Raw genomic sequence first — 25,192 nt, 5'->3', positions numbered from 1 at the left:
GCGCCGGACAGGCCCTCGGCAGGGTGGCGGCCGGTACTGCGGCTTCAGCCTCTATCCGGCCACTTGAGCCGCGCCGAACCACCGCTCAAGCGCGTCCCGGAGCTTGCCGCCGTCGGGCGCGGCCCAGACGACGTGTCCGTCGGGGCGGACGAGGACGGCCTCGGGGTCCTGGTCGGCGGCGGTCGCGGAGGGCACCCAGCTGCCGGTGACGACGTCGACGCGGTCCGCCCAGCCCTCGGCGAGCTCGGCGGCCTCCCGCGTGTCACCGGTGGTGATCAGGACACCGCGGGCGCTGTGCAGCAGCTCCGCGACCCGGACCCGGCCGCCGTCGGCGCGCTCGATCTCGCGGCCCGGGGCCAGGCGCAGCCCGAGGAGCGGATGGCCGGTGCCGTCGGTGTCGACGTCGTACCGGACGTCCAGACCGCTGACCAGGCCGGCCAGGTGGCGGGCGGCGTCCGGGATCTGCACCAGCTCGCGCAGGACGGCGCGCAGCGGCTCCATCTCCTCGCCGCTGAGGTAGATCAGCGACTGGGCGAGCGTGTTGCGCAGCAGCTGCTCGCCGACCGGGTGCCGCTCCGCGTGGTAGGTGTCGAGCAGGTCGTCGGGGGCCTGGCCCTTGATGGCGGCGGCCAGCTTCCAGCCGAGGTTGACGGCGTCCTGGATGCCGACGCTGACGCCCTGGGCGCCCAGCGGGGCGTGGTCGTGGGCGGCGTCCCCGGCGAGGAAGACCCGGCCCTTGCGGTAGTCGGTGGCCTGGCCGGTGGCGTTGGTCAGCGCGCACATCCAGCGGGCGCTCGCCCCGTGGATGTCCTCACCGGTCATGCGCTCCCAGGCGTCGGCGAGTTCGGAGAACTTCAGCTCGCCCTCGCCGTGGTGCGGGCGCACCCCGGGCTCATGGATGACGATGCGGTCGACGCCCGGCTCCAGGGTGACCGAGAGGACCATGCCGCCGCCCTCGATGCGCTCGCCGATGGGGCGCATCCGCAGGCCCGCGCCGACCACGTCGGCCAGGTACATGCCGCGGGTGGCGGGCTCGCCGGGGAAGTCGATGCCGGCGAGGCGGCGGATGGTGGAGCGGCCGCCGTCGGTGCCGACGAGGTACTGGGCCGTCTCCTCGCCGGGGCCGTCGGGTCCCTCGTACGCGACGACGACGCCGTCCTCGGTCTCCCGGTAGCCGGTGACCTCGTATCCGCGGCGGACGGTGACGCCCAGCTCCTCGACCCAGGCGCCGAGGGTCTCCTCGGTACGGGACTGGGCCAGGCCCATGATGCCGTAGTGGCTCTCGTCCAGCTGGTCGAAGTTGATACGGACGCCGCCGAAGTGGCCCTGCTTGCCCCAGCGGATGTCACCGAGCTTCGTCAGCAGGCCGCGCTGGTCGAGGACTTCGGCCGTACGGCCGGTGAATCCCAGTCCGCGCGATTCTCCGCTGGGAGCCGGAAGTTTGTCGTAGAGGGCGACCTCCACACCGGCAAGGCGGAGTTCTCCGGCGAGCATGAGTCCTACCGGACCGGCCCCGACAACAATTGCGCCCTGGGTCATGTGCGCACTCCTCGTGCAGATGGATGACATGGATCAGCCGATATGGCCGATGCTGGCAGCCACTACCTGAGTACGACTCAAGTCGCCCGCGGAGTACGCAGGTTGGGATGTGACACAGAGAGGAAACAGAAAACGCGGCGCCGCCGGATTCCGTGGTCCGGCGGCGCCGCGCTCGAAGAACGTGCGGTGAATTACGGGAGTGGAATTACGTATTGAGGTTCATGACCCGGTCGACGGCGATCTCCAGAACCACCCGGCCGGGCGGATTCGGCGGCGCCGACCAATAGCGCCTGGCATAGCGCTTCACTCCCTCGGCCACCCTTTCCGGGTCGTCCGAGACGGTGGCCGTGCCCTCCAGGGTGACCCAGGCGAACCCCTCCACCTGGCACAGGACGGCCCGGCCGCCGGGGGCGGCCAGTACGTTGCGGGCCTTGCGCGAGGTGGCCACCGTCATCACCCGCGCCAGCCCCGATGCCGCGTCCCAGGTGAACCGGACGGGCGCCACGTGCGGCGAGCCGTCGGGGCGCAGGGTGGTCAGGGTGGCGACGAGGGGTTCGGTGAGGAACGCCTCCACCGAGGCGGAGACCTCCACACCACTCGTACGCCCCTGGGGCAGCGACATCGCGGACACGTCCTTCCAGGCGTTCCTCGCCGGGCGCGGCCCGGGCGGACCGGCCCCGTACCGACCGGTGGCGCTCCCCCGAGAGGTCGGAGGAGCGCCACGGCCTGCCCAGCCCTATGCGGCGAGCGGGCGGTTCACAGGGGTCATCACTTCTCGACGCCGGCGGCCTCGGGCGTGCCCGCGGCCTCCGGGTCGATGGGGCCGTGCGCGTGCGCCGAGCTCATCGACTGGGCGCCCTTCGGCATGAAGAACAGCGCGACGAGCAGAGCGGCGAAGCAGAGGATCGCGGCGGAGAGGAAGGCGTGGTGGTTGGCCGTCGCCTGGATGTCGTGGATCTTGCCGGCGTCGCCGCCGGTCTTGGCGAGCTTGTCCTCCAGGCCGTTGTACGCGATGGTCGCGATCACGGCGAGGCCGAGGGCGCCACCGGCCTCCTGGCTGGTGTTGATGAGACCGGCGCCGACGCCCGCCTCCTCGTCCGGGATGCCGACGAAGGCGGCGATCTGGAGGGTCACGAAGACCATGCCGCAGCCGAGGCCGAGCAGGATGAACGCGGGGAGCAGGTCGACGACGTAGGAGCCGTCGGCGGGGGCGCGCCACAGCAGGAGCAGACCGCTGGTGGTGAGGGTCAGACCCACGGCGAGCACCGGGCGGGCCGCCACCTTGGCGATGATGCCGGAGGCGGCACCGGCGCCGAAGGCCACCGAGACGGCGAGCGGCACGTAGGCGAAGCCGGCCTTCATCGGGGAGTAGCCGAACGCCTGCTGCATGAAAAGGCTCGCGAAGAAGAACAGCGCGCCGAACGTACCGAAGACGAGGATCGCGGAGATGTTGGCGACGCGCATCGTCTTGAGGCGGAAGATGCGCAGCGGCATCATCGGCGCCTCGACCTTGGTCTCGATGACGAGGAAGGCGGCGAGCAGGACGGCGACACCGACCAGGCTGCCGATCGTGCGGGTGGTGCCCCAGCCGACGTTGATGGCCTCACCGAGGGTGAAGATGAGGAGCAGCAGACCGGCGGTCAGGGTCGCGGCGCCCGCGAAGTCGAAGCGCTGGCGCGGGGCGTCGGACTTGGACTCGGGGACGATCTTCGGGGCGAGGATGGCCAGCACCACGCCGATCGGCACGTTGATCCAGAAGATCCACTCCCAGCCCGGGCCGTCGGCGAGGACGCCACCGAGGATGACACCGAGGATGGAGGCGATACCGGCGAGCGAGCCCCACACACCCAGTGCCTTGTTGCGCTCGGCGCCCTCGGGGAAGGTGTTGGTCAGGATCGACAGCGCCGCGGGGGCGATCATCGCGGAGCCCAGGCCCTGGAAGCCGCGGGAGGTGATCAGCATGGCGGCGTTCTGCGCCAGACCCGAGGTGAGGGAGGCGAGAGCGAAGATCAGGAAGCCGCTCATGAGGAACTTGCGCCGGCCGAAGGTGTCGGCGAGCCGTCCACCGAGCAGCAGGAAGCCGCCGAGCACGGTCGAGTAGGCGGTGACGATGTAGTTCAGACTGACATCGGACATGTCGAGGCCGTCCTGGATGGACGGCAGGGCGAGGTTCACGATCGACACGTCGATGAAGACCATGAACTGGCCCAGGCACACAAACGCCAGGATCGCACCGGGCTTGAAACCAGCCCCGGGTCCCGACCGCGCGAGTGAGTCGGCGGCAGCCATTACGAGACTCCTAAACTATGCAGGATCGAGTAGGTGAGAGCGCCCCCGGCGATGCCGGGTGGCTGCCGGACACAACCGCGGTCGGGTACCGAACGCCGCCCGAGAGTTCTGTTCCGGACGCGGGACGAACGTGTCAAAGGCTGCTCTCCATCGGGGGCTTGTCGTACGGGCGCCCCCCAACGAGGGCGACGGACGCCCCGCCGGCGCTGCCCCCCTCGGCTCACCGGCCCGGACTCGTCCGTCACTGATATGACGGATCGCGCACAAGGAATGTGACCGCTGGACGGAAAATAGTTTTAGTACGGCATCTGACCTGCGGCGATGACCCCCCTATACGCACGAGGGCCCGGGTCCGCGGCAGCGGTCCCGGGCCGTTCGCGCCCGTGTACGGCCCCCTCGCGGGCACGGGGCTCAGGCGTCCAGCAGCACCAGGTCGAGCGCGTCCAGACGCGCCGGGTCGGTGATGACCTCGATCTCGGTGATCACCGAGTCGCCGAAGCCGAAGCCCATCACCCGGAAGGTCGGCTTGCCGCGGTCGGCCACCACACCGGGCGAACCGTCCACCAGGGCGGGCTCGGCGGACTGGGCGAACCGGGCGAAGGTGAGCGCCTGCCGGGCCACCGAGGCGGCACCGCGCAGCACCGTGCCGCCGGGGCGGTCCGCCGCGTACGAACGGGCCACGACATCGGGGTCGAGCACGGCCACCAGGGCGTCGAAGTCGCCGCCGCGGGCGGCGGTGAGGAACGCCTCGACGACCTCGCGCTGGCGGGTGAGGTCGGGGGCGGGCGGGGTGTTCACGCCCTGGACGCGGCGGCGGGCCCGGCTGGCCAGCTGCCGGGCGGCCGCGGGGCTGCGGTCCACGATGGGCGCGATCTCCTCGAAGGGCACCGCGAACATGTCGTGCAGGACGAACGCCAGGCGCTCGGCGGGGTCGAGCGTCTCCAGGACGACCAGCAGGGCCAGGCCCACCGAGTCGGCCAGGAGCGCCTGGTGCTCGGGGTCGGCGCCGTCCTCCGGGTCCAGGGCGGGCTCGGTGACCTGCGCCTCCAGCGGGTCCTCGCGCCGGGCCCGGCGCGAGCGCAGCATGTCCAGGCAGACCCGGCCCACGATCGTGGTGAGCCAGCCGACCAGGTTCTCGATGTCGTCCGTGTCGGCGCGGCTGAGCCTCAGCCAGGCCTCCTGAACGGCGTCGTCGGCCTCGCTCAGCGAGCCGAGCATCCGGTAGGCCACCGCTCTCAGATGGCTCCGGTTCTCCTCGAATCGCCGCGCCAGCCACTCGCGCTCGTCCATCGGTCACATCCTTCTGGTTCGCGTTCCGTCAATCCCCTGACGAACCGACCCCGGCAAATGTGACAACGTCCGCCGCCGGCGGGCTCGTTCACCGGTCCTCGCGCCGGCCAACTCTCGCACACCGCCGGGGACCGGGTCCCCGGCGGCACGCGAGGCCGCTACCAGGCCTGGCCCGCCTGCTGGTGGGTGGCGGCGTTGAGGCGGTTGAACAGGTTGACCACGCCGATCTGGAGGACCAGGGCGGCCAGTTGTGCCTCGTCGTAGTGCGCCGCCGCCTCGTTCCACACGGCGTCCGGCACCGCGTCCTCGCGGTCGGCGAGCCGCGTGACGTGCTCGGCGAGCGCCAGCGCCGCCCGCTCGGCGTCGCTGTAGAACGGCGTCTCGCGCCAGGCGCCCACCGAGAAGATGCGCTCGTCGGAGACGCCCGCCTTCCGCGCGGCCTTCGCCGAGGCGTCCAGGCAGGGCCCGCAGCCGTTGATCTGGCTGGCGCGCAGATGGACCAGTTCGAGGGTGGCGTCCTCGACTCCGGCCTTACGGATCGACTTGATCAGACCCAGAATGGCCGTCATGGCCTCGGGCAGCACCTGCGCCGGGTTGTTCATCCGGGGGGTGGACATCGTTGGTCTTCCTTCAGCAGTGCGGGTGGGGAGAGGAGAGAGTGGGGGGAGGGGTGAGGGGACGCCCTACCAGGGCAGGTCGCCCTGGTCCTGGACGAACGTGGCGGTGGGGCCGTCCGCGTCCAGGGTGGCGAGCTTCACGGCGATCGCCGCGCCCTGCTCGGCCGACTTGTAGCCTTCGCCCCCGGTGATGTCGGTGCGGCACCAGCCCGGGTCGACCGCGTTGACCTTGATCGGGGTGTCCCACAGCTCCTTGGCGTAGGACACCGTGATCATGTTCAGCGCGGTCTTGGAGGAGTTGTACGGCAGGTTGTTGACGTGCCAGATCGGGTGGTCCTGGTCGAGCACATTGGTGAGCGAGCCCATCTCGCTGGACTGGTTGACGATCCGGCCCGCCGGCGACTTGCGCAGCAGCGGCAGGAACGCGTTGGTCACCGCGACCACGCCGAAGACGTTCGTCTCGTACACCGAGCGCATGGTCTCCAGCGAGGTGACGCTGGGCTTTCCGTCCTCGTGGGAGACGGTGATGCCGGCGTTGTTCACCAGGATGTCGAGCTTGCCGTAGGCCAGGTCGATATAGGTGGCGGCCTTCTTGATGCTCTCCGGGTCGGTCACGTCGATCTGCACGAACGGCTGGCCGAGCTTCTCGGCCGCGGCCTTGCCGAGTTCCTCGTCGCGTGCGCCCACGATCGCGGTGATTCCCAGCTCGCCGAGCTGGCGCGCGATCTCGAATCCGATTCCTTTGTTGGCACCTGTGATGAGGGCGATGGTCTTCATGGGGGGAATCCTTACAGTCGAATCTTGAACTCCACTTGAATACAAGTGGTTCGGAGCGGGTCAGCTCGCCGCGGCTTTGGGGCGCCGGGGCTTTGACCAGTTACGGGTGATGGGGCGCTCGATCAGTGCGTACAGCGCCCAGGAGGCGAGCAGGGCGATCGTGAATTCCACGAGGACGATGCCGACGGTCTGCGGCACCGAGTACAGGTCGTGGCCGAGCCACTTGCGCACATAGGCGAGGACGACGAAGTGGACGAGGTAGAAGGCGAACGACACTTCTCCCAGCCAGATCATCGCGCGATTGCGGAAGAGGGTGAACTCGTTTCTCGCGTCGGCGGTGGCGGCGGCCGCGATCAGGAAGATGATCGGGATGATGGTCATGGACCGCTGCGAGTAGAGGAACGGCACGTGGGAGGCCCACACATAGCTGCCCGCGAGCAGCAGGCCCGACCAGGTCATACCGATGTTCCACCAGCGGCCGTTCAGCACCGCCTGCGCGACCAGCATGCCGAGCGCGAAGTCGAGCAGCCGCATCGGCGGGAAGTTGTACGCGAACCAGTACTGGTGGGTGGAGGCGCGGGCGCCGAGCGCGAGGCCGCCGGGGAAGTTGGGGTCGTCCGGCAGCAGCAGGTAGGTGAAGAACGGCGTCGCGATGATGGCCGCCGTCACTCCGGATATCCAGTACTTGAGGTGACCGGCCCGGATGCGGCGGAATGCTTTGTGCAGCAGGGGGAAGGAAAGATAGAAGAGCAATTCGCAGCCCAGCGACCAACTCGGCTGGTTCACGCTGGAGAACACGTCGAACTTCGGGACCCAGACGTGCACCATGAGCAGGTTCAGGACCGCGGTGCGGGTCGGCGTATAGGCGGAGGCGAAAAGGACCATCGCCAGCAGCCAGGTGAGGGCGTAGTTCGGGTAGATCTTCACGAGCCGGCGCCGCCAGAAGGCGCGCACGGTGTCCGTTTCCCGGACGGCCCAGGTGAGCACGAATCCGCTGAGGACGAAGAAGAACGTGACGCCGAGGGCGCCCGCGTTGCGGGTGACGTCGAACCAGTCCATCGCCGCCCCGTTGTCCTCGACCAGGCGCAGGAACGGGAACGGCAGTCCGGTGTGGTTGAGGAAGACCAGGAGGGCCGCGGGGAAGCGCAGTCCCGTCAGGGACGGCAGCCGGGTCGTCTCCGGGCGCAGCCAGCCGTCGCGGGTGGCGACCGTGCGTAACCCGGTCGCTCTGCCCAGGCGTCCGGTCCGGGCCCGGTTCGGTGCTCCGGCCGCCGCGCCCGGCGGCCCGGCGCCGATCGTGTCGCCTTGAGTCATGGCTCACCCTCCTGGGGGCATGGGGAGTTGGCCTCTCCCCGGCAGGAGAGAGGCCCGGCACGTCCGATCGTCGCCCACCGCGAGGGAGCGGCCCTTGAGCGGCGTCCCGGGCCCCATCAAGGATCTTGATGATGGGGCTCCGCTTCAAGGCGGGGCCGGGCGGGACAGCGCGGAGTTCGGCCACGAACCACAGGAACAGCCCGTCCACGTACAGGAATCGGCAGCTCCACGTCAGAGGTGTGTCAGAAAAGCGTCATATCCCGGCCAAGCGTGGCCTTGCTCACACCCGCCCCGGGCACGGGTCGTCCGGCCCCCGCCGCCCGAGCCCGCTCCCGTCACCCCGGCGTCCACCCCTCACACCGGCATCGGCTCGAAGTCCCAGTACGGCCGCGCCCCGCTCCTCATGTACGCGCTCTGGCGGTGGTTCTCCCCCAGGGTCGCCGTCAGGGTCGTCACGGCGTCCCGGAGCAGCTCGGCGGCCTGGGCCCGGCGGCCCAGCGCCCGCAGGTCCTGGGCGAGGCCCGCCTGGAGGTTGACCGCGAGGACGTGCGTCTGGCCGACCGAGGTGACCGCCCGCACCAGCGCGGAGCGACCCAGCTCGGCCGCGCCCGGCAGATCGCCGTCGACCGCCCGCGCGGACGCGGTGTTCAGTGCGCACCCCAGCGTCCAGGGGTGGACATGGCCCAGCACCCGGGTGAAGGCCCGCAGATTGCGCTCGGCCAGCTCGCGCGCGGGTCCGTGCTCGCCCTGCTCGCGCAGCACCAGGGCCACGTTGTCGTACGCGCCGATCGTGTACGGGTGGTCCGGGCCCAGCAGCCGCTCGTATCCGGCGGCCGCCTCCGAGGCCAGCCGGTGCGCCTCGTCGTGGCGGCCGAGGTCGCGCAGGAGCATGGCGTAGTCGCAGGTGTAGGCGGTCGCCTCGGCGCGCCGGAGCATCGCCTCGCGGGCCTCGTGCAGCAGCCCCCTGGCCCGCTCGGGCTCGCCGTCGCGGCGCAGGCACAGGGCCAGGTTGTGCTGGGCCATCAGGGTCTGCGGATGGTCGGCGCCCAGCACCTGGCGGTGCAGCCGGTGGTTGTACTCCTGGATGGTCAGCGCCTCCCCGTACCGTCCCATCAGCCGGAGCATCTGGGCGGTGAAGGAGCCGCACTGGAGGGTGAGGTGGTCCTTGCCGCCCAGGACGGAGATGCACTCCTCCAGGACCTCCTCGTGGCGCGAGAGCGACTTGGCGTAGTGGCCCTGGAGGGCCAGGGTGACCGCCAGGTTGTGGCGGATCGCGAGGAGGCGGGGCACCTTCCAGTCGCCCAGCAGGGCCGCGGTCTCCCCCGCCGCCTCCTCGAACAGGGCGCGCGCCTCGGCGTACTTGCCGAGCACCATCAGCGTGCCGCCCAGACCGTTCTTGGCGCGGACCACCTCGATGCCGCCGCGGCCCTCGGCCATCAGCCGCCGGAGCGTGTCGCGGCCCAGCTCCTCGGCGCGTCCGTACTCGCCGAGCTGGCGGAAGTTGTGCGCGAGCTGGTGGGTGGCGACCAGGACCAGGCCGTCGGTGGGGCCCGACACGGGACGCCAGGACTCCACCGCGAGGCCGCTGAGCCGGCGCCCCTCGCGGAACTCGCCGCGCACCCGCAGGTACTCGACGCAGTTCAGGACCAGGCGGCGCACGTCCGGGTCGGTGGAGGTGAGCGCGCCGGAGGGCTCCAGGTGCGGGATGAGCTCGGCGTACCGCGGCCAGTTGTGGGAGCCGGCCGGGTCGCGCGGATCGGCGGCGACCAGCACCCGGCAGGCGGTGGCGGTGGCCCGCTCGTGCTCCTGCTCGGGCAGGCTGGCCCGCACGAAGCGGTGCAGCAGCCGGTGGATGCGCAGGGAGCCGACGGTACGGGTGCCGAGCCGGCCGGGGTCGTCGTACTCCAGCGGGGTGGAGGTGACCCGGGAGAGCGTGCGCAGCGCCGAGTTCCAGCTGCTGGGGTCGGTGACCAGGATGGCGAGGTGCTGGGGCAGATCGCTGACCCGGGCGTTCTGGAGCAGGCGCAGCGGCACGGAGTCCGGCGAGAAGTGGGCGAGGAGCTTGAGCAGCTCCCACGCCTCGGCGGAGGTCTCGTTGAGGCTGTTGAGCGTCCTGGACCAGGCGGCCTGGAAGCTCGCCGGGTACTCGCGCGAGGGCATGGTGGAGACGGTGTGCGGGTCGTCCTGGCTGATCCCGCGCACATAGTCGGCGATGGAGGCCGCCGGGTTGTTGGCGATCCAGGTGGCGGTCTGGTCGAGGAGCAGCGGCAGGTCCTGGACGGCCTCGGCGAGCCGGTCCGCCTCCTGCTCGCCCAGGCGCTCGGCGCGGCGCCGGGCGAAGGCGACGCTCTCCTCCCGGTCGAAGGGCGGCAGCTGCACCAGCTGGGCGCCGAGGCCCGGCCACTCGGGCGAGTTGGCGGTGACCAGGACGTGCCCGGGACCGTCCGGGACCAGCTCCCCGACCGCCTCCGGGCTCTCGGCGCCGTCGAAGACCACCAGCCAGCGGCGGCAGGACGTCTCCAGCGCTGCGCGCACGGCCGTGATGACCTCGCCGAGGCGGCTGCCCTGGGGCAGGCCGAGCGCCGGGGCGAGCGCCGCGAACCCCTCGCGGGCACTGGCCTTGGCGGCGGCGCCGACCCACCAGACGATGTCGTACTCCCCGGCGAACCGGTGCACGTACTCCATCGCGGCCTGCGTCTTGCCGACCCCGCTCAGCCCGTGCACCACCACCCGGCCGCCGTCCTCGCCGGCGGCGGCCAGGATGTCGTGGATGCGCTCGAAGGCGTCCTCGCGGCCGGTGAACTGGCGGTTGCGGCGCGGCGCGTTCCAGATCGCCGGGCGGTCGTCGGGGAAGCGGATCGGCCGCTCCAGGACCACCCCGTCGGGACGGCCGGCCGGGCCCGCGCACTCCAGGACCCGGCGGCGCGCCTCGTCCGGGCCGACCCCGCGCAGCGCGATCGGGCGCAGGGTGGCGGCGGCGGGCGGCAGCGGTCTGGCGGTGACGCTGACGGCGGCGACGCGGTCGCGGTGCTGGGGCAGGGTGTCGCGCAGCAGCCGGGCCCAGCCCTGGTACTTCTCCGAGTCGAACCGCAGATACCAGTCGTCCAGGACGACCAGGATGCGGCCGGGTGGCTCCAGCAGGTCGGCGAGGGCGGAGTCGGCGGGCTTGAGGTGCAGCGGATCCCACCTGATGAGCACGGCGGGGTGCCCCGCCCGCTCCAGCTGCTGCCCGATCCAGTCGGCCCAGGCCTGGCTCTGCCCGGCGAAGAGCACCGTGACACGGGGTGACTCCTCGGCCGGCTCGGGCGGCGTGGGCTCCACGGCACCCTCGTGGTCGGACATGCGGCGGACTCCCTCGGCTCGGGCCGGAAGCTGCTGGATGTGCGCGCACCCTCAATTGTGCGTCACGGAACGGAGGTTGAGCAGGAGTCGACGGTCACGGGCCTCCCCCCTGGGCCCCGTCGGCGTCCGCGAGCCGGGCCGCGACGTGACGGATGAGGCGCTCCAGGTCGGCGCAGTAGACGCTGGGATGGAGGAACCCGCTGTAGGGGGCGTAGCGATGCGCGTAGTTGCCGCCTCCGCACACCTCCCGTACCGGGCACACCGCGCAGTCGCGGGCGAGTCCGGCGGCCCCCAACTGGCGGGCGGCGAGGCCGGGGTGGCGCAGGGCGCGGTCGAAGGAGTGGCGGAAGACGTCCAGGCCGGTCGCGGAGGCGCCCTCGTACGCCGAGCGCAGCGCGCCCGTCTGCTCGATCGCGCCGTCGGTGTCCACCACCACCGCCACCATCGGGGAGAGTCCCACCGACTCGACCGTGCTCGGCACCCCGAGGAGCAGCGCCACGATCTCCTGGAAGAGCCGCACCCCGGTCCGCATCCGGTCCTCCTGCCACCACAGGTCGAAGACCCGCACCAGCCAGTCCCCGTACGGGGTGGGGCGCGGGCGCCGCCCGGGCGCCGGGGCCGGGGCGATCCCCGGGGGCGGGGCGGCCCAGTTGCCGTGCGGCAGGAGCAGGTCGATGCCGGGCGGGCCCAGCGCGAGGAGCGAGCGGTAGACGTCCCCCGGGTCGGCGGCGAGGTCGACCGTGCACAGGATGCCCGCGTACGCGGCCGGGCGGCGGGCGAGCAGCCGGGCGGCCTCGGCGACGGCGGGCCAGGAGGAGCGGCCCCGGCGGTCGGTGCGGCGGGTGTTGAGCCGGGCAGCGCCCCCGTCCAGGCTGAGCCCGACCCGGACGCGGGCCGCGGCGAGGCGGTCGAGGGTGCGGGGGGTGAGCAGGGTGCCGTTGGTCTGCACGGTCGCGGTGACCTCGCAGCCGCCGGGCACCACGCCCCGGACGGCCTCGCGCACGGCCCGGCGCACCTCCGCCGCGTACGCCAGGACGGGTCCGGCGCCGCCCAGCAGGGGTTCGCCGCCGTGCAGGTCGATACGGAGCGAGGTGAGGCGGTGGGCGGCGGCGTGCTCGGCGATGCGCCGGGCGGTGCGGCGCACGGTCGCCTCCGGGACCCGGGCCGGGCGCTCGCGCCAGCTCGCGTCCTGGCCGCGGTAGATGTAGCAGTAGTCGCAGGCGAGGTTGCACCGGCTGTGCACCTTCAGGACGAACTGGCGCAGCGGCACGGGCCGCACGGCGTCCGGGTCGAGTTCGCGGTGCGGCCAGCGGGGCTCCTCGGCGGTGGTCACGGCGCCTGCCCGGGGCCGTCGTCGCCGGGGCGGGCCGAGGGCGTGTCCGCGAAGTACGCCCCGGCGGCCTGCGGGGGCGCCCCGGCCGCCGGGGCGTCGCTGAAGCAGGCCCAGCCGGTCCCGGGCCGCCCGCGCAGGTCGGCGAGGACGGCGGCCAGGACGGGGTGGGCGCACTCGTGCGGGGCGCGGGCCGCCAGGGGGCGCAGCACCGGCAGCGCCGCGGGGTCCGGCAGCGCCCTTCCCCCGTCGGTCGCGGTCGCCGTCACGACGCTCCCGGCTCGCCGTCGAGCCGGTCGGTCTCCGCCCGGCTCAGGGCCTCCGCCTCGTCGCGCGCCGCGCTCGCGGGCGCGGCGGACAGGACGCGCAGCGCCTCGCGGTGCTCCTCCCGCGCCCGGGCCGGGCCCGCCGTCCGCTCCAGGAGCAGCGCCCGCGCCCGGCGTGCCGCCGCCTCGGTCAGCGGCTCCCCGGCCGTGCGGCTCTCCTGGGCGGCCCGCAGCGCGTGGTCGGCCGCCTCGCCGAGCCGGGCGGGCGAGCCGGTCCGCTCGGACAGCAGCCGCAGCACCTCGGCGCGCAGCAGCCAGATCCGCGCGAGGACCGTGCTGCGGTCGGTGGCCCGGGCGGCCGCGCCCAGGATCCAGTGGGCCTCGTGCAGATCGGAGAGGACCTCCTCGGTGTGGAAGCGCCGGACGTGCGCGGCGCCCAGCAGATAGCGGCGCCGGGCCAGTTCGGGGTCGGACTCGGAGGTCTCGTCCAGCGCCCGGCGCAGCGCGCGCACCGCGCCCCGGGCGTCCTCGACGGAGTCCTTGGCGCGGGCGCGGGCGGTGAGCGCGTCGCCGAGCTCGGTGAAGGCGGCGGGGCGGCGCGGGTCGTCCGGGCCCATCAGCTCCAGCGCCTCCGACCAGGCGACCACGGCCGAGTCGAGGTGGGTGCGGCTGCGGGTCGACTCGTACCGCTCGCGCAGCACCTTCGCCATCCGCAGCAGGCACACGGTCCGGGCCTCGCGGTCGGGGCCCGCGTAGCGGCGGGCCTGGTCGAGGGCCTGGAGGACGGTGAGCCGGGCGGAGTCGTCGGATTCGGCGCGGGAGAGCTCCACGGCGTCGGCGACGTCCAGCCAGGCGCGGCTGACCTCGGCGTCGCCCACCGAGCCCGGCGCCAGGGTCTCGAACCCGGCGTAGAGGTCGGTGGCGGCGCGCTCGGCGTACGCGCGGGCGGTGAGCGCGGGCTGTTCGCCCTCGCCCGCGGCGGCGCGGCGGGCGAGGGCGAGCAGCAGCGCGCCGCGCAGCAGCAGTACGTCTCCGGTGCGGCCCTCCTCGAGGAGCGCGTCGGTCACCTGGACGGCGTTGTCGAGGCAGCCGCCCGCCCACGCCGGTTCCAGCTCGGCGAGCCGCCGCAGCACCCGCACCCGGGCCAGCGAGGCGGCCCGCCAGTCGGCGCGCTGGGCGGCGGAGGCCGGGGGAATGGCACTGATCAGGGCGAGGCTGCTGTGGGCGCGGTTGAGCAGGTACAGGGCGACCTCGTGCGGCGAACGCGCCTCCTGGCGGCGCGGTTCGGTCCCGGTCTCCGGGACGGCCGCGGACGCGTCCGGGGCCGCGGGCGGCCGCCAGGTCTCGCCCGGCCGTCCCGGCGGCCTCTGCGGCTCGGTCAGCGCCCGCAGCCACCACGCCTCGTCCGCCCCCGCCCGGCCCGACTCCGCCTCGTCCGCCATCGCCTCCAGGACGCGGGCGAGGGTGAGATGGGCGCGGCGCTCGTGCGGCAGGGCGTTCTCCACGGCGGACAGCGCCTCGCCCAGGTCCTCGCCGAGACGCCGCAGCTCCCAGCGCAGCAGCAGGGCCTGAGCCAACTCCCCGTACAGGAAGGCCCGTTCGGCGACGCGCTTCTCGGCGCGCACGGCGGCGCCCAGCAGCTGGACGCCCATGTCGAGGTCGCGGACCGTGCCGTACGAGCGGAAGCGGTCGAGGCAGTCGCGGGCCCGGTCGGACAGCTCGCGCGGCCCGGCGCCGCCGCCGCCCGGCTGGACGAACTGGTCGGGCCGGCCGAAGCGCCGCAGCACCTGCGCCGAGACCCGGGCGAAGACCCGCAGCCGGGAGTCGTCGGCGGGGCCGGCGGGCGCGCTGCCGCCGGGGTCGACCGAGCCGGCGAGGACGGCCACGGCGAGCGCCGGGAAGTTGCGCACGGTCCGCCCGTAGCGCCGCTCCACGTACTCCGAGCAGTGCTTCAGGACGAGGATCGCGCTTCCGGCGCCGAGCAGTTCCAGCAGCTCCTCGCGGACCCCGTCCAGGAAGGCGTAGCCGGGCAGGCCCGGACCGCTCTCCTCCTCGTCGGTCCGCAGCAGCCCGCTGAGCAGCACCTCGGCCAGCACCTCGGGGCCGCTGTCGACCAGCATCGCCCGCTGGACCAGCTGCATCACCGGCAGCACCAGCGGCGCCGCCGACAGGCACGCGGCGAGCTGGGCGGCGTCGGGCGAGGCGGTGGCGCAGAACGCGGCGACCCGCTCGGCGGGCGTGAGGTCCTGCTCGGCGCGGGCGCTCCCGGCGGCCGGGGCGTGGTCGGCGCGGACCCGGCCGACGGCCGCCTCCATGGTCTGCTCGGCGGAGCCGCTGACCAGCCGCGCCCAGGCGCCGAACGACGACTGGCGCAGGGCGAGCACCGGGACCGGCAGCCCCCGGGCGTCGCGGCCCCGCTCGGGCCTGCGCGGCTGGAACTCCAGCCGCCCGGCCGGGCCCTCGCGGCGCCGCAGCACCCCCTGCCGGGTGGGCAGATGGGTGGAGCGCCACATCCGCTGCGGCAGCGGCTGGACCACCGCCAGCGGGGCCGTGTGCGCCCAGCCGTACAGCAGCCGCTGGAGCCGGCCGCTGCGCCACATGGGGCCCGCGCAGTCGCTGAGCAGCAGGGTGAGCCGGCGGCCGCCCGGGTCCCAGAGCTGGGAGGGGTCGACGAGGTGGTCCTGGTCGGCGACGCCGCCGCCCACCCGCGGCTCCCCGTCCTCGCCCTCGTGCAGAAAGTGCGTGCGCACCTCGCGGAAGGCCCCGGCCCGCTCGCAGACCTGGCGCAGTTCGTCGAGGGTCTGCTCCCACACCACGGTCGAGGAGGAGACGTCCATGACCAGGGCGAGCCGCGCCTGGCGGCGGCGGTCGGGCCGCAGCACCGGCAGGATCAGCCCGGTCTCCGCCACCCGGTCGGCGGTGGCCTGCTCGTCGAGGTGGCGGCCGGTGGTGCGGGCGGGCGGGCGGTAGTGCTGGAGGGGGCGCAACGCCCGTTGCAGGGCCAGCGGTTCGGGCAGGGTGGCGGCGGCGGGGGCGGCCACCCGCACCCCGTCCGACCCGGCCCGCGGGTGCGCGTCCTCGGCGTCCCGGCCGGGACCGGTGCCGGGCCCCGGAGTGAACAGATCGGTCTTGTCCCCGTATCCGGGGGAGGCCGTGGGGCCGCCGGGAGCGCCCTGGTCGAGGAGGGGTTCGGCCGGGGCGGTGCCCGCTCCCTCGGCGGGGTCCGGCGGTTTGACGCCGGGGCCGCCGGCGACCGGCGGCACCGCCTCGGACACCTGGGGCCGGGGCCGGGCGAGCGGCCCGGCGAACTGCGCCAGCCACAGCGCGTCCGCCAGTTCCTGGGCGGTCGGCTGGATCTCCGCCTCCCGAAGGCGCGCCACCAGGGCCGTCAGCGTGGAGGTCACGGCGCTGGCGGCGCGGCGCGGGCCCCGGGCGGCGGTCATCGGGTCACCGCTGCCTGGTGTCCAGCGGGCGCAGCAGCAGCTCGGCTATCTCCTCGCGCCGCTCCGGACCCTCCTCGCTCACCTGCTGGGTGAGGAAGATGGCGTTCAGGAGCTGGTCGGTGGGGCGCAGCTCGCCGTCGCCGTCGTCGCGGGTGAAGCGGCCGACCAGATCGATGTTGCGCTCGTCGGCGCCGGCCCCGAAGTGGGCCTGGATGAAGGCCGCGAGGCGCTCCTCGCGGGGCGGGGCCAGATGCAGATGGATGCAGCGGCGCAGCAGCGGCGCCGGGAAGTCGCGCTCGCCGTTGCTGGTCAGGACGGCGACAGGGAAGGCCTGGCAGCGGACGCGGCCGCCCGGCACGGCGACCCGCAGGCCGTCGTCGGTGAGGACCTCCACCACGTCGCGGCCCGGCTGGTCGGCGATCCGCTCCAGCTCGGGGATCGGGAACTCGCCCTCCTCCAGCACGTTCAGCAGGTCGTTGGGGAGGTCGATGTCGCTCTTGTCGAGCTCGTCGATGAGCAGGACGCGCGGGCGCGCGGCGGCCAGCAGCGCGGTGCCGAGCGGGCCGAGGCGGATGTAGCGGCCGATGTCGTCGGCCTGGCCGTCGGCGAGCTGCGCGTCGTGCAGCCGCCCGATGGCGTCGTAGGTGTAGAGCCCGTCCTTGAGCTCGGCCCGGCTGGTGATGGGCCACTGCAGGACGCGGCCCAGGCCCAGTTCGTACGCGATCGAGTGCGCCAGCGTCGACTTGCCCGAACCCGGTTCGCCGGTGATCAGCAGCGGGCGGCGCAGATAGAGCGCCGCGTTGATCAGCTGGAGGGTCTCGGTGTCGTGCGCGGACAGCTCCGAGACACGGTCGCCGAGCCTGCGCCGGGAGGCGATGTCGATGTCCGGCACCGCGTACGGGCGCGGCTCGCCGCCGAAGGTGCGCCAGCGGGGCGGCGGGGGCAGGGCGCGGATCCGCTCGGGATCCGGTGCCCCGAAACCTCGGTAGATCAGCCAGTCGTCCATCGCTCGCTCCTCGTCGACGGTCGGCGGGGCACCACTTCTTGGCCACGTGTCGTTGCGGGTCGAAGTCTCGTTGCGAGTCGAGGTCCAGTCGGAACGTACCCACTCCCGGGCCGCCGAAAGGCGTTTGCCCCACCCGGTCCGGGCGGGCGGACGCACAGGCGGTCACAGCGGCGCTCCTCCGGGCGCACGGCGGCGCGCGGCGGACCCGCCACGGGCACGCCGCCACGGCGGGTCACGGCGCGTCCAGCCGCTGGAGGTCCGGCAGCGGCCGGTCCGGGTCGTCGTAGAGCATCGCCACACCCTCCGCCCAGTGCTGGGCATCCTTGGAATCGCTGATCTCCTCCCTGATACGGCGCAGCCGGTCCGGGAGCTCAGTGGGGTCCTTCGCCTGGCCGAGCAGGTCGGCCGCCCCGGCGCGCACGGCCACGCACAGGTCGTGGCAGCCCTGTTCGGGGTGGGCGTCGGTGTGCCAGAGCGCCACCCCGTGGCCGGCCTCCAGCGCCATCCGCATGGCCGCGCCGCCGACCCCGCGCCCGGCGGGCCGGCACAGCACCGGCACCGCGCCGGGCTCCATCTCGGTGTAGTGGCGCAACCGGGGCGCCCGTCCCGGCTGCGGGGCCGGCACCGCGACCAGCTCCTCGGCGGCCATCAAGGCGTCCCAGCGCTCCTGCCACTCGGGGTCGGCCACGCCGCGCCGGTCGAGGTCGCGCAGCACCACCCGCCGCTGCACGCCGAGGTAGGGCGACCGGTACAGGCGCCCGATCTCGGTGAGCTGCCAGCGGTGCACGGCGGTGTCGAAGTGGTCGGCGGGCAGAGCGACTTCGAGGGGGGCCGGGCAGTCGTCGGTGTCGACGCTCTCGAAGGCGGTGACGAGCGGCCGGCGCAGCCGCCGGATGAGCTCGGCGGGGGCCACGCCGTCGCCCCGGCACTCCTCGGCCACCGGCCGGGAGCCCTCCCGGTCGCCGTCGTGGACCCGGATGCGCCAGTAGAACCGGTCGGGCGCGTCGGAGAGGGGCTCCAGTTCGACGGTGACGACGGCGCCGCCGCGCTCGGGCGTGGGATACGGCAGGACGGTCAGGATCTCCTCGGGCGCCCCGGGCCCGAGCACCGGCAGCAGCCCCTCGGGCAGCCGTGCCTCGGTGACCACGGTGTGCACCACCGGCGGGATGCCGCGCAGCCGCTCGTTCACCCAGGCGGCGAGCTGCGCCGGGTCGCCTCCGCGCCCGCGCTCGTACTCCACGACCAGCTTGAGGTAGTGCAGGAAGGCGATGGCGGGCATCGGGCGGTGCGCCTCGTAGAGCAGGCCGTGGCCGTCGCGCCAGGTGCGCGGGTCGGGCAGGCCGGCGGGCGGCGCGATCCCGCCGCGGGCCTTGCGCACCAGCTTGGCGACGACCGGCACCCCGCCGGGCGCGGGCACGGAGGCCAGCAGCCCGAGGGCAGCGCGCCGGTCGTACGGACTCCACTGCTCGGGCGTGCGGTGCAGCCCGGCGGCGGGTAACTGCTGCTGCCGGTCGACCCAGGTGTTGTAGCCGCTGAGCCGGGGTTCGCCGCCGTGCCACCGGTCGTGCTCGGCGAGCACCGTGCCGTACAGGTCGCCGAAGCGGCGCAGCGCCGGGAGTGCGATGGCCCGGCCGCCGCCGCGCTCGGCCTGGCGCGACTTCATCACGGCGACCACGGCGCCGGTGTGCGGGTCGACCACGGGTCCGCCGGAGACCCCTTTGGGGAACTCGGTGGTGTGGAACCGGAACCCGTAACTGCCGTCGTACGTACGGATGTCGATGGCGGTCTGCCAGCGCTGCGGGCCCTCCTCCGGCCGGAAGGCGTAGACCATGGCGTTGCTCGCGCCGGGCGGCTCGGCGCAGTCGCTGAGCCAGACGCACTCGTGCTCCACGTCGTCGTCGATCAGGCGGACCAGCGCCAGGTCCTGCTCGACGGGCACGGCCTCGCCGGGCAGGTCGTCGTCGACCAGCCAGGCCGCGAGCCGGGCGGGCAGTGGCTCCTCGCCGAGCCGGTCGCTGCCGACGCGGAAGATCCGCTCGCGGTCCCCGGCGAGATGCGGGCGCAGGACGTGCGCGCAGGTCAGCACCCAGCCCGGGGCGACGAAGAAGCCGCTGCCCCACATGGTGCCGCTACCGGCGGAGAACAGGTGGACGGTGGCCGAGCGCGCCAGGTCGTCGATGAAGGGGTCGGGCGCGTGCTCAGGCATCGGCCGGGCCGCCGGGGGCCGGGGGCACGTGCGGCGGGTCCGGCGGTGGCGGGGGAACCGGGGGCAGGGGCTGGTCCTCCCGCCGCCACACCAGCGTGACCTGGAGGGACGTCTTCGCCTCCCCGTCGGCGAGGACGGCGACGGCCGCCCCGGCCTTGACCGACAGCTCGACGCCGAAGCTGACGGTCGCCTCGTCGGGCCGCGCGGCTGCGGCGGCGTCCAGCACGGACCGCCCGACCCCGGCGATCAGCTCGCTCAGCCGCTCCACCCTGGCGACGGCGTTCTCGATCACGCCGACGTCGTCGTCGTCCGCCGCGTACCCCCCGGCGGCGGACACCCGGGCGAGCACCACGGCCCCGCCCGGCAGCTCGATCTCCCGTACATGCGCCATGGCCGCCCCCTGAACCAGTCGCAAGCTCCCCTGACTTGAGATGACGAGGGTAATCGGCCCGGCGGTTGCAGGGGACCCCTTCAGAGCGCCGGATACCCTGGAGGGGAACATCCCCGCACGTTCAGGAGCACGTTGTGTACTTCACCGACCGCGGCATCGAGGAGCTGGCGAAGCGGCGCGGCGAGGAGGAGGTCACCTTCGAGTGGCTCGCCGACCAGCTGCGCACGTTCGTCGACCTGAACCCCGACTTCGAGGTCCCGGTCGAACGCCTCGCCACGTGGCTGGCCCGCCTCGACGACGAGGACGAGGACGAGTAACCCCCTCACCCCTCGGCCCCGACCCCGCCGGCCCCGGCTCCGCCGCACGGGTCCGCCACCGCACGGGGCCGCGCCCCGGGGGCCCTGAATGGGTGGGGATGTCGTCTGCGGGTGGGGGGTGGGTTGCTCGCGCAGTTCCTCGCGCCCCTGGGGGCTTGTTCGTCTGCGGACCGTCGCGGGTTGCCCGCGCAGTTCCTCGCACCCCCGAGGGATCGCCCGTCCTTCCCCACCTGCGGACCGTCGCGGGTAGCTTGTGCGGTTCCTCGCACCCCCGGGGGATCGCCCGTCTGCGGACCGTCTCGGGTTGCCCGCGCAGTTCCCCGCGCCCCTGGCGGGGCCGCAGCAACTGGACTGTCCAGCTCGGCCACAGGCTTTGAGGGGCGCGGGGAACTGCGCGACCAGCCACCCACCACCCGCAGCCGCAAAACCACCGGCGAAGCCGGAACCGGGTGCGAGGCGCAGCCCGTAGGGGCGCGGGGAACTGCGTAGCGAGTGGGCGGAGCCCAGCCAGCCCGGGGCCCGCCCCACACGCGTCCACACCCGGCCCGCCCCGCGAGGCCTTCCCTTGACTTCCCCCACCCGCGATATATCGTGTCTATCAACAGACGCGATATGTTGCGTATGAAGCGTATGACCGCGCCCAGGGAGGGCAGAGCCATGGCCGAGTCGACGTGGACCGTTTCCGAGCCGCGCACACTCACCTTCGACGCTCCGGTGACCGCGCTCAGCGTGCGGGTCGTCAACGGAACCGTGAACGTCGTGGGAACCGAGGAAGGTTCCGCCCGCCTGGAGGTCTCGGCCATCGACGGCCCGCCGCTGATCGTCACGCAGGACGGCCCGACCCTCACCGTCGCCTACGAGGACCTGCCCTGGAAGGGCTTCCTGAAGTGGTTCGACCGCAAGGGCTGGCGGCGCAGTGCCGTCGTCTCGCTCGCGGTGCCGTCCGGCTGCGGGGTCGAGGTGGGCGTGGTCGGCGCGGGCGCGGTGGTCTCCGGGATCCGGGGCCGCACCGACGTACGCGGCGTCACCGGCGACACCACGCTCGTCGGCCTGTCCGGGCAGGTCCGCGCGGAGACCGTCTCCGGGAACGTGGAGGCGCAGGCCGTCACCGGCGACCTCCGCTTCCAGTCGGTCTCCGGCGATCTGACGGTGATCGAGGGCGCGGCCACCTCCGTGAAGGCCGAGTCCGTCAGCGGCGACATGGTGCTGGACCTCGACCCGTCGGGCAAGCCGGCCGACGTCCGGCTGACCACGGTGTCCGGCGAGATCGCCATCCGCCTCGAACACCCGGCCGCGGACGCCAGGGTCGAGGCGAACACCACCAGCGGCGCGGTCTCCAACGCCTTCGACGACCTCCGGGTCACCGGGCAGTGGGGCGCGAAGAAGATCACCGGAACGCTCGGGGCGGGCACCGGCACCCTGCGGGCCACCACCGTCTCGGGCTCGATCGCGCTGCTGCGCCGCCCCGAGCCGCACGACACGGCGGGCCCGGCCGCCCCGGCCGACGAGAAGGTGCTCTGACATGCCCCCCGTCTTCGCCCACGGCCGGCTGCGCCTCTACCTCCTCAAGCTGCTCGACGAGGCCCCGCGCCACGGGTACGAGGTGATCCGCCTGCTGGAGGAGCGCTTCCAGGGCCTGTACGCCCCGAGCGCCGGCACGGTCTACCCGCGGCTGGCCAAGCTGGAGGCGGAAGGGCTGGTCACCCACACCAGCGAGGGCGGCCGCAAGGTGTACTCGATCACCGACGCCGGCCGCGCCGAGCTCGCGGGCCGCAGCGGTGAACTGGCCGACCTGGAGCTGGAGATCCGCGACTCGGTCTCCGAGCTCGCCGCCGAGATCCGCGCGGACGTCCGGGGCGCCGCGGGCGACCTGCGCGACGACGTACGCCGCCAGGCGCGCGAGGCGCGGGCGTCCGGCCCGGTGGAGAGCGAGTCCTGGCACCAGACCAAGGAGGAGTTCAAGCGGGCCAAGCAGGAGTGGAAGGAGCAGGCGCGCCGCGCGAAGGACGAGTCGCGCCGGGCCCGCGAGGACGCCCAGCAGGCGCGCCGCCAGGCCAGGGAGGCCCAGGAGAGGGCGCGGGAGCAGATGCAGCGGGTGGCGGAGCAGGTGCAGGACCACTTCGCGCGCGGCGACTGGCCGACGGGCGTACGGGAGGGGCTCGCCGAGATCACCAAGGAGCTCGGCCGCTTCACCCGCCCCCAGCCGAAGGAGCCCGCCGCCCCCGGGTGGGCCGCCGACGTGAAGGAGCCCGCGCCCCCGGCCTGGGCCGACGACCCGGCGACCGGCGACCCGGCCCGCGACCTCGACCGCCTCCTGGACCGCTTCCGCGACGACATCCGCGACGCGGCCCGCGACCACGGCGTCACGGAGACCCAACTCCGCGAGAGCCGCCGCCACCTGTCGACAGCGGCGGCCCACATCGGAGCGATCCTGCGAGGCGGAACGGAATAGCGGCCCCGGTGCCCCGCGCCCCTGAAACCCCGGACCCGAGCAGAACACGCCACCACGGGAAAGCGCCCCCGCCCCAAGGGGCGCGGGGAACTGCGCGACCAACCCCCACCGGAGCCGCGGACGACACCCGGCCCCTCAAGGGGCGCGGGGAACTGCGCGACCAGCCACGCACAACCCGCAGACGACCACCGACCCCCTCCAGGGGCGCGGGGAACTGCGCGACCAACCCCCACCGACCCGCAGACAAACGAACCCCCAGGGGCGCGGGGAACTGCGCGACCAACCCCCACCGGACCCGCGGACAAACGACGGGGGCCGGGGGGCACCCCCCACTTCCAGGCAGACCCACACCCCTGCACACTGACCCCGTGATCGACTTCCTCGGCACCACCCCCGACCCCACCCCCGGCACCCTCCCCTCCCACTGGCACGCCGGCTGGCCCTCCCCCAAGCACGACCCCGCCCCCGAGATCCAGGTCCACGCGTACACCGAGCACACCGTGCTCCTGCGGCAGAACATGTCCGTGCACTTCGAGGCGCCGTTCCTCTTCCTCCTCTTCGGCAACGAGCGCGCCCTGCTCCTCGACACCGGGGCGAGCCCGGACCCGGCCCACTTCCCGCTGCGCGCCACCGTGGACGCCCTGATCGAGGAGTGGCTGGGCCGACACCCCCGTACCGGGTACGAGCTGCTGGTCGCCCACACCCACGGCCACGGCGACCACATCGCCGCCGACGCGCAGTTCGCGGACCGGCCCGCCACCACCGTCGTCCCGCCCGGACTCGCGGACGTGACCCGCCACTTCGGCTTCACCGACTGGCCGCACCGCCCCGCCGAACTCGACCTCGGCGGCAGGGTGCTCGACCTGGTGCCGGGACCCGGCCACCACCCGGCAGCGGTCGTCTTCTACGACCGGCACACCGGCCTCCTGCTGACCGGTGACTCGCTGTACCCGGGACGGCTCTACGTCGACGACGCCGCCGCGTACGCCGAGACCGCCGACCGGCTGATCGACTTCTGCGCGACCCGGCCGGTCAGCCATGTCCTGGGCTGCCACATCGAGATGACCACCACCCCGGACGAGGACTATCCGCGCGGCACCACCCACCAGCCCGACGAGCCGCCGCTCCAGCTCACCGCCGCGCATCTGCACACCCTGCGCCGGGCGCTCGCCGAGACCGCGGGCCGTCCGGGCGCGCACCCGTACGGGGACTTCGTCCTCGTCCACCGGGGGTAGCGGCCGTCAGGCACGGGGCGCGACGGTCACGGTCACGGTCGCGCCCGCACGCGCCCGCACGTCGAGGCCCCGCACCCGCGCCCCGGCGACGGTGATCCGCCACCGCCGCGCCTCCGTCGGCAGCGACAGCCGGGTGGTGCCGCCGTCGGCGACGTATCCGAGCCGGTACGTCCGCGTCGCCGGGTCGTACGTCTGCGCGCGCACCCGTCCCGCGACCGCGCGCGCGTAGGGCGTGGCCATGAGCTTCTTGTTGCCGCGCAGGCGGCCGTCCGCGTCGGCCGCGCAGTAGCCGCCGCCGTAGCACCACACATAGCCCGCCCACCCGGAGGTGTAGCGGGCCAGCGAGGCCAGGGCGTCGGTGTAGAACCGCCCCATGTGCGGCAGTTCGCCGTTGAGCGGCCCCCACTCGCCGACGACCACCGGCACCCGGTACTTCTTCGGATACGCGGTCACGGCCGACTCGTACGCCTCGATCCACCCCGCCGAGGGGTCGTAGTCCGCGCCCGCCTCCATCGCGGTGTTGTAGAAGTGCGGCGCGTACACCGTCCGGGGGTCCTTGATCCGGCCCAGACCCGTCGGCACGCCCTCCCCCACCGCCGGGGTCGGCTCCACGAACACCCAGTGCCGCCGGTCCGCCGCCCGCACGGCCCGCGCGAGGCGGTTGTACATCGGGGTGAGCTGTTCGGCCTCGATACGGCGTGCCGCCGTCGCCGGGTCCTCGCCCGGCCGGAACTCGCCCATCGGCTCGTTGATCAGGTCGTAGCCGAAGACCGCCGGATGGCGGGCGAACCGCCCGGCGAGCCCCCGCCACATCCCCGCCTGCGCCCGCCGCAGGTCCCCGTCCTCGTACAGATGGGTGAAGGCCCGCTGCACGGCGGGCTCGTAGTACTCGGAGAACCAGTCGTCCGGGTGCGGGGTGAAGGGCAGCCCGTCCGTCCGCGTCGCCCACGCGGGGATGCCCCGGTGCCCGAACGCGGGGCCGAAGACGTCCTGATGGGCGTCGATGAGCACCCGGACGTCGTAGCGGTGCGCCCAGTCCAGGATCCGTTCGATCGTGCGGAGGTACGCCTGGCTGTACTGTCCGCGCACCGGCTCCAGGTCGTCCCAGAAGACCAGCAGCCGGGCGAAGCCGAAGCCGTGGGCGCGCAGGTCGCGGAAGGTGCGCTCGGTGATCGCGGAGAGCGCCTGGTCGCCCCGGTGCGTCTTGTCCTCCACGTTCCAGCCGCGCAGGGTGAGCGTGCGCCCCCGCTCGTCGGTGAGGCGGGGCGGGGCGGACGTGTCACGGGCGCGGGCGGCGGGGGCCGCGGTCGCGCCGGCCACGAGGACCGCGCAACACCCCACGGCCGCCAGGGACTTGCTCGTACGCATGGAACACCTC

The 25,192-nt window shown here is 73.8% G+C and carries 19 protein-coding genes; 4 read left to right on the top strand and 15 right to left on the bottom strand.

Annotated elements, in window-relative coordinates; translation table 11 throughout:
* Positions 1 to 51 precede the first annotated feature (51 nt).
* From ABZ404_RS06920 to ABZ404_RS06855, 14 genes are all read right to left on the bottom strand, one after another.
* The gene (locus ABZ404_RS06920; protein WP_358835027.1) at positions 52 to 1,539 is read right to left on the bottom strand and encodes an FAD-dependent monooxygenase; all 1,488 of its coding nucleotides are present in this window, start codon (positions 1,537 to 1,539) and stop codon (positions 52 to 54) included.
* Between the two features lie 205 nt (positions 1,540 to 1,744).
* On the bottom strand, positions 1,745 to 2,161 hold the full coding sequence (locus tag ABZ404_RS06915) for a TIGR03618 family F420-dependent PPOX class oxidoreductase (protein WP_358835028.1): 417 nt from the start codon (positions 2,159 to 2,161) through the stop codon (positions 1,745 to 1,747).
* Between the two features lie 146 nt (positions 2,162 to 2,307).
* A complete protein-coding gene (locus tag ABZ404_RS06910; RefSeq protein WP_358835029.1) occupies positions 2,308 to 3,828 on the bottom strand; it encodes an MFS transporter in 1,521 nt (506 codons plus the stop codon).
* A 411-nt stretch (positions 3,829 to 4,239) separates the two neighbouring features.
* On the bottom strand, positions 4,240 to 5,118 hold the full coding sequence (locus ABZ404_RS06905; protein ID WP_358835030.1) for a sigma-70 family RNA polymerase sigma factor: 879 nt from the start codon (positions 5,116 to 5,118) through the stop codon (positions 4,240 to 4,242).
* Between the two features lie 158 nt (positions 5,119 to 5,276).
* Complete coding sequence (locus tag ABZ404_RS06900) at positions 5,277 to 5,735, bottom strand: carboxymuconolactone decarboxylase family protein (RefSeq protein ID WP_358835031.1); 459 nt, start codon at positions 5,733 to 5,735, stop codon at positions 5,277 to 5,279.
* 66 nt (positions 5,736 to 5,801) lie between these two features.
* Positions 5,802 to 6,512 carry an SDR family oxidoreductase gene (locus tag ABZ404_RS06895; protein ID WP_358835032.1) on the bottom strand — a complete coding sequence of 237 codons (711 nt, stop codon included), beginning with the start codon at positions 6,510 to 6,512 and terminating at the stop codon, positions 5,802 to 5,804.
* A 60-nt stretch (positions 6,513 to 6,572) separates the two neighbouring features.
* On the bottom strand, positions 6,573 to 7,826 hold the full coding sequence (locus ABZ404_RS06890) for an acyltransferase (RefSeq protein ID WP_358835033.1): 1,254 nt from the start codon (positions 7,824 to 7,826) through the stop codon (positions 6,573 to 6,575).
* Positions 7,827 to 8,180: 354 nt separating this feature from the next.
* Entirely contained in the window at positions 8,181 to 11,168 is a 2,988-nt protein-coding gene (gene fxsT / locus ABZ404_RS06885) for an FxSxx-COOH system tetratricopeptide repeat protein (RefSeq protein WP_358990203.1), read from the bottom strand.
* Positions 11,169 to 11,262: 94 nt separating this feature from the next.
* Complete coding sequence (locus ABZ404_RS06880; protein ID WP_358837030.1) at positions 11,263 to 12,501, bottom strand: FxsB family cyclophane-forming radical SAM/SPASM peptide maturase; 1,239 nt, start codon at positions 12,499 to 12,501, stop codon at positions 11,263 to 11,265.
* Positions 12,498 to 12,767 carry a hypothetical protein gene (locus ABZ404_RS06875; protein WP_358837031.1) on the bottom strand — a complete coding sequence of 90 codons (270 nt, stop codon included), beginning with the start codon at positions 12,765 to 12,767 and terminating at the stop codon, positions 12,498 to 12,500. Before ABZ404_RS06875 ends, ABZ404_RS06880 begins: the two co-directional genes overlap by 4 nt.
* Positions 12,764 to 16,207: an SAV_2336 N-terminal domain-related protein gene (locus ABZ404_RS06870; protein WP_358837032.1), complete on the bottom strand. Its 3,444-nt coding sequence runs from the start codon at positions 16,205 to 16,207 to the stop codon at positions 12,764 to 12,766. The genes ABZ404_RS06875 and ABZ404_RS06870 overlap by 4 nt, the downstream gene beginning before the upstream one ends.
* A 4-nt stretch (positions 16,208 to 16,211) precedes the next feature.
* Complete coding sequence (locus ABZ404_RS06865; RefSeq protein ID WP_358837033.1) at positions 16,212 to 17,213, bottom strand: MoxR family ATPase; 1,002 nt, start codon at positions 17,211 to 17,213, stop codon at positions 16,212 to 16,214.
* A gap of 232 nt (positions 17,214 to 17,445) precedes the next feature.
* Positions 17,446 to 19,419, bottom strand: a complete 1,974-nt coding sequence (locus ABZ404_RS06860; RefSeq protein ID WP_358990200.1) for a trypsin-like peptidase domain-containing protein — start codon at positions 19,417 to 19,419, stop codon at positions 17,446 to 17,448.
* Positions 19,412 to 19,810 (bottom strand): CU044_2847 family protein, encoded by a 399-nt coding sequence (locus tag ABZ404_RS06855; RefSeq protein WP_358836625.1) that lies wholly within the window; start codon positions 19,808 to 19,810, stop codon positions 19,412 to 19,414. Before ABZ404_RS06855 ends, ABZ404_RS06860 begins: the two co-directional genes overlap by 8 nt.
* A 134-nt stretch (positions 19,811 to 19,944) precedes the next feature.
* Between ABZ404_RS06855 and ABZ404_RS06850 the strand changes: the two genes are divergently transcribed.
* The 4 genes from ABZ404_RS06850 to ABZ404_RS06835 all read left to right on the top strand — a co-directional run bounded on the left by ABZ404_RS06850 (position 19,945) and on the right by ABZ404_RS06835 (position 23,814).
* Complete coding sequence (locus ABZ404_RS06850) at positions 19,945 to 20,127, top strand: DUF6104 family protein (protein ID WP_101390066.1); 183 nt, start codon at positions 19,945 to 19,947, stop codon at positions 20,125 to 20,127.
* Between the two features lie 657 nt (positions 20,128 to 20,784).
* Positions 20,785 to 21,648, top strand: a complete 864-nt coding sequence (locus ABZ404_RS06845) for a hypothetical protein (RefSeq protein ID WP_358836626.1) — start codon at positions 20,785 to 20,787, stop codon at positions 21,646 to 21,648.
* A gap of 1 nt (position 21,649) precedes the next feature.
* A complete protein-coding gene (locus ABZ404_RS06840; RefSeq protein WP_358836627.1) occupies positions 21,650 to 22,579 on the top strand; it encodes a helix-turn-helix transcriptional regulator in 930 nt (309 codons plus the stop codon).
* 368 nt (positions 22,580 to 22,947) lie between these two features.
* On the top strand, positions 22,948 to 23,814 hold the full coding sequence (locus ABZ404_RS06835) for an MBL fold metallo-hydrolase (RefSeq protein ID WP_358836628.1): 867 nt from the start codon (positions 22,948 to 22,950) through the stop codon (positions 23,812 to 23,814).
* 6 nt (positions 23,815 to 23,820) lie between these two features.
* On the opposite strand, the gene ABZ404_RS06830 is transcribed toward ABZ404_RS06835, so the two are convergent.
* The gene (locus ABZ404_RS06830) at positions 23,821 to 25,182 is read right to left on the bottom strand and encodes a cellulase family glycosylhydrolase (protein WP_358836629.1); all 1,362 of its coding nucleotides are present in this window, start codon (positions 25,180 to 25,182) and stop codon (positions 23,821 to 23,823) included.
* Between the last annotated feature and the right edge of the window lie 10 nt (positions 25,183 to 25,192).

This window comes from Streptomyces sp. NPDC005878 (assembly GCF_040629815.1).
Lineage (GTDB): Bacteria > Actinomycetota > Actinomycetes > Streptomycetales > Streptomycetaceae > Streptomyces.
Note: the sequence above shows the minus strand (reverse complement) of the source record. Positions and strands in the feature narration are given on the sequence as shown.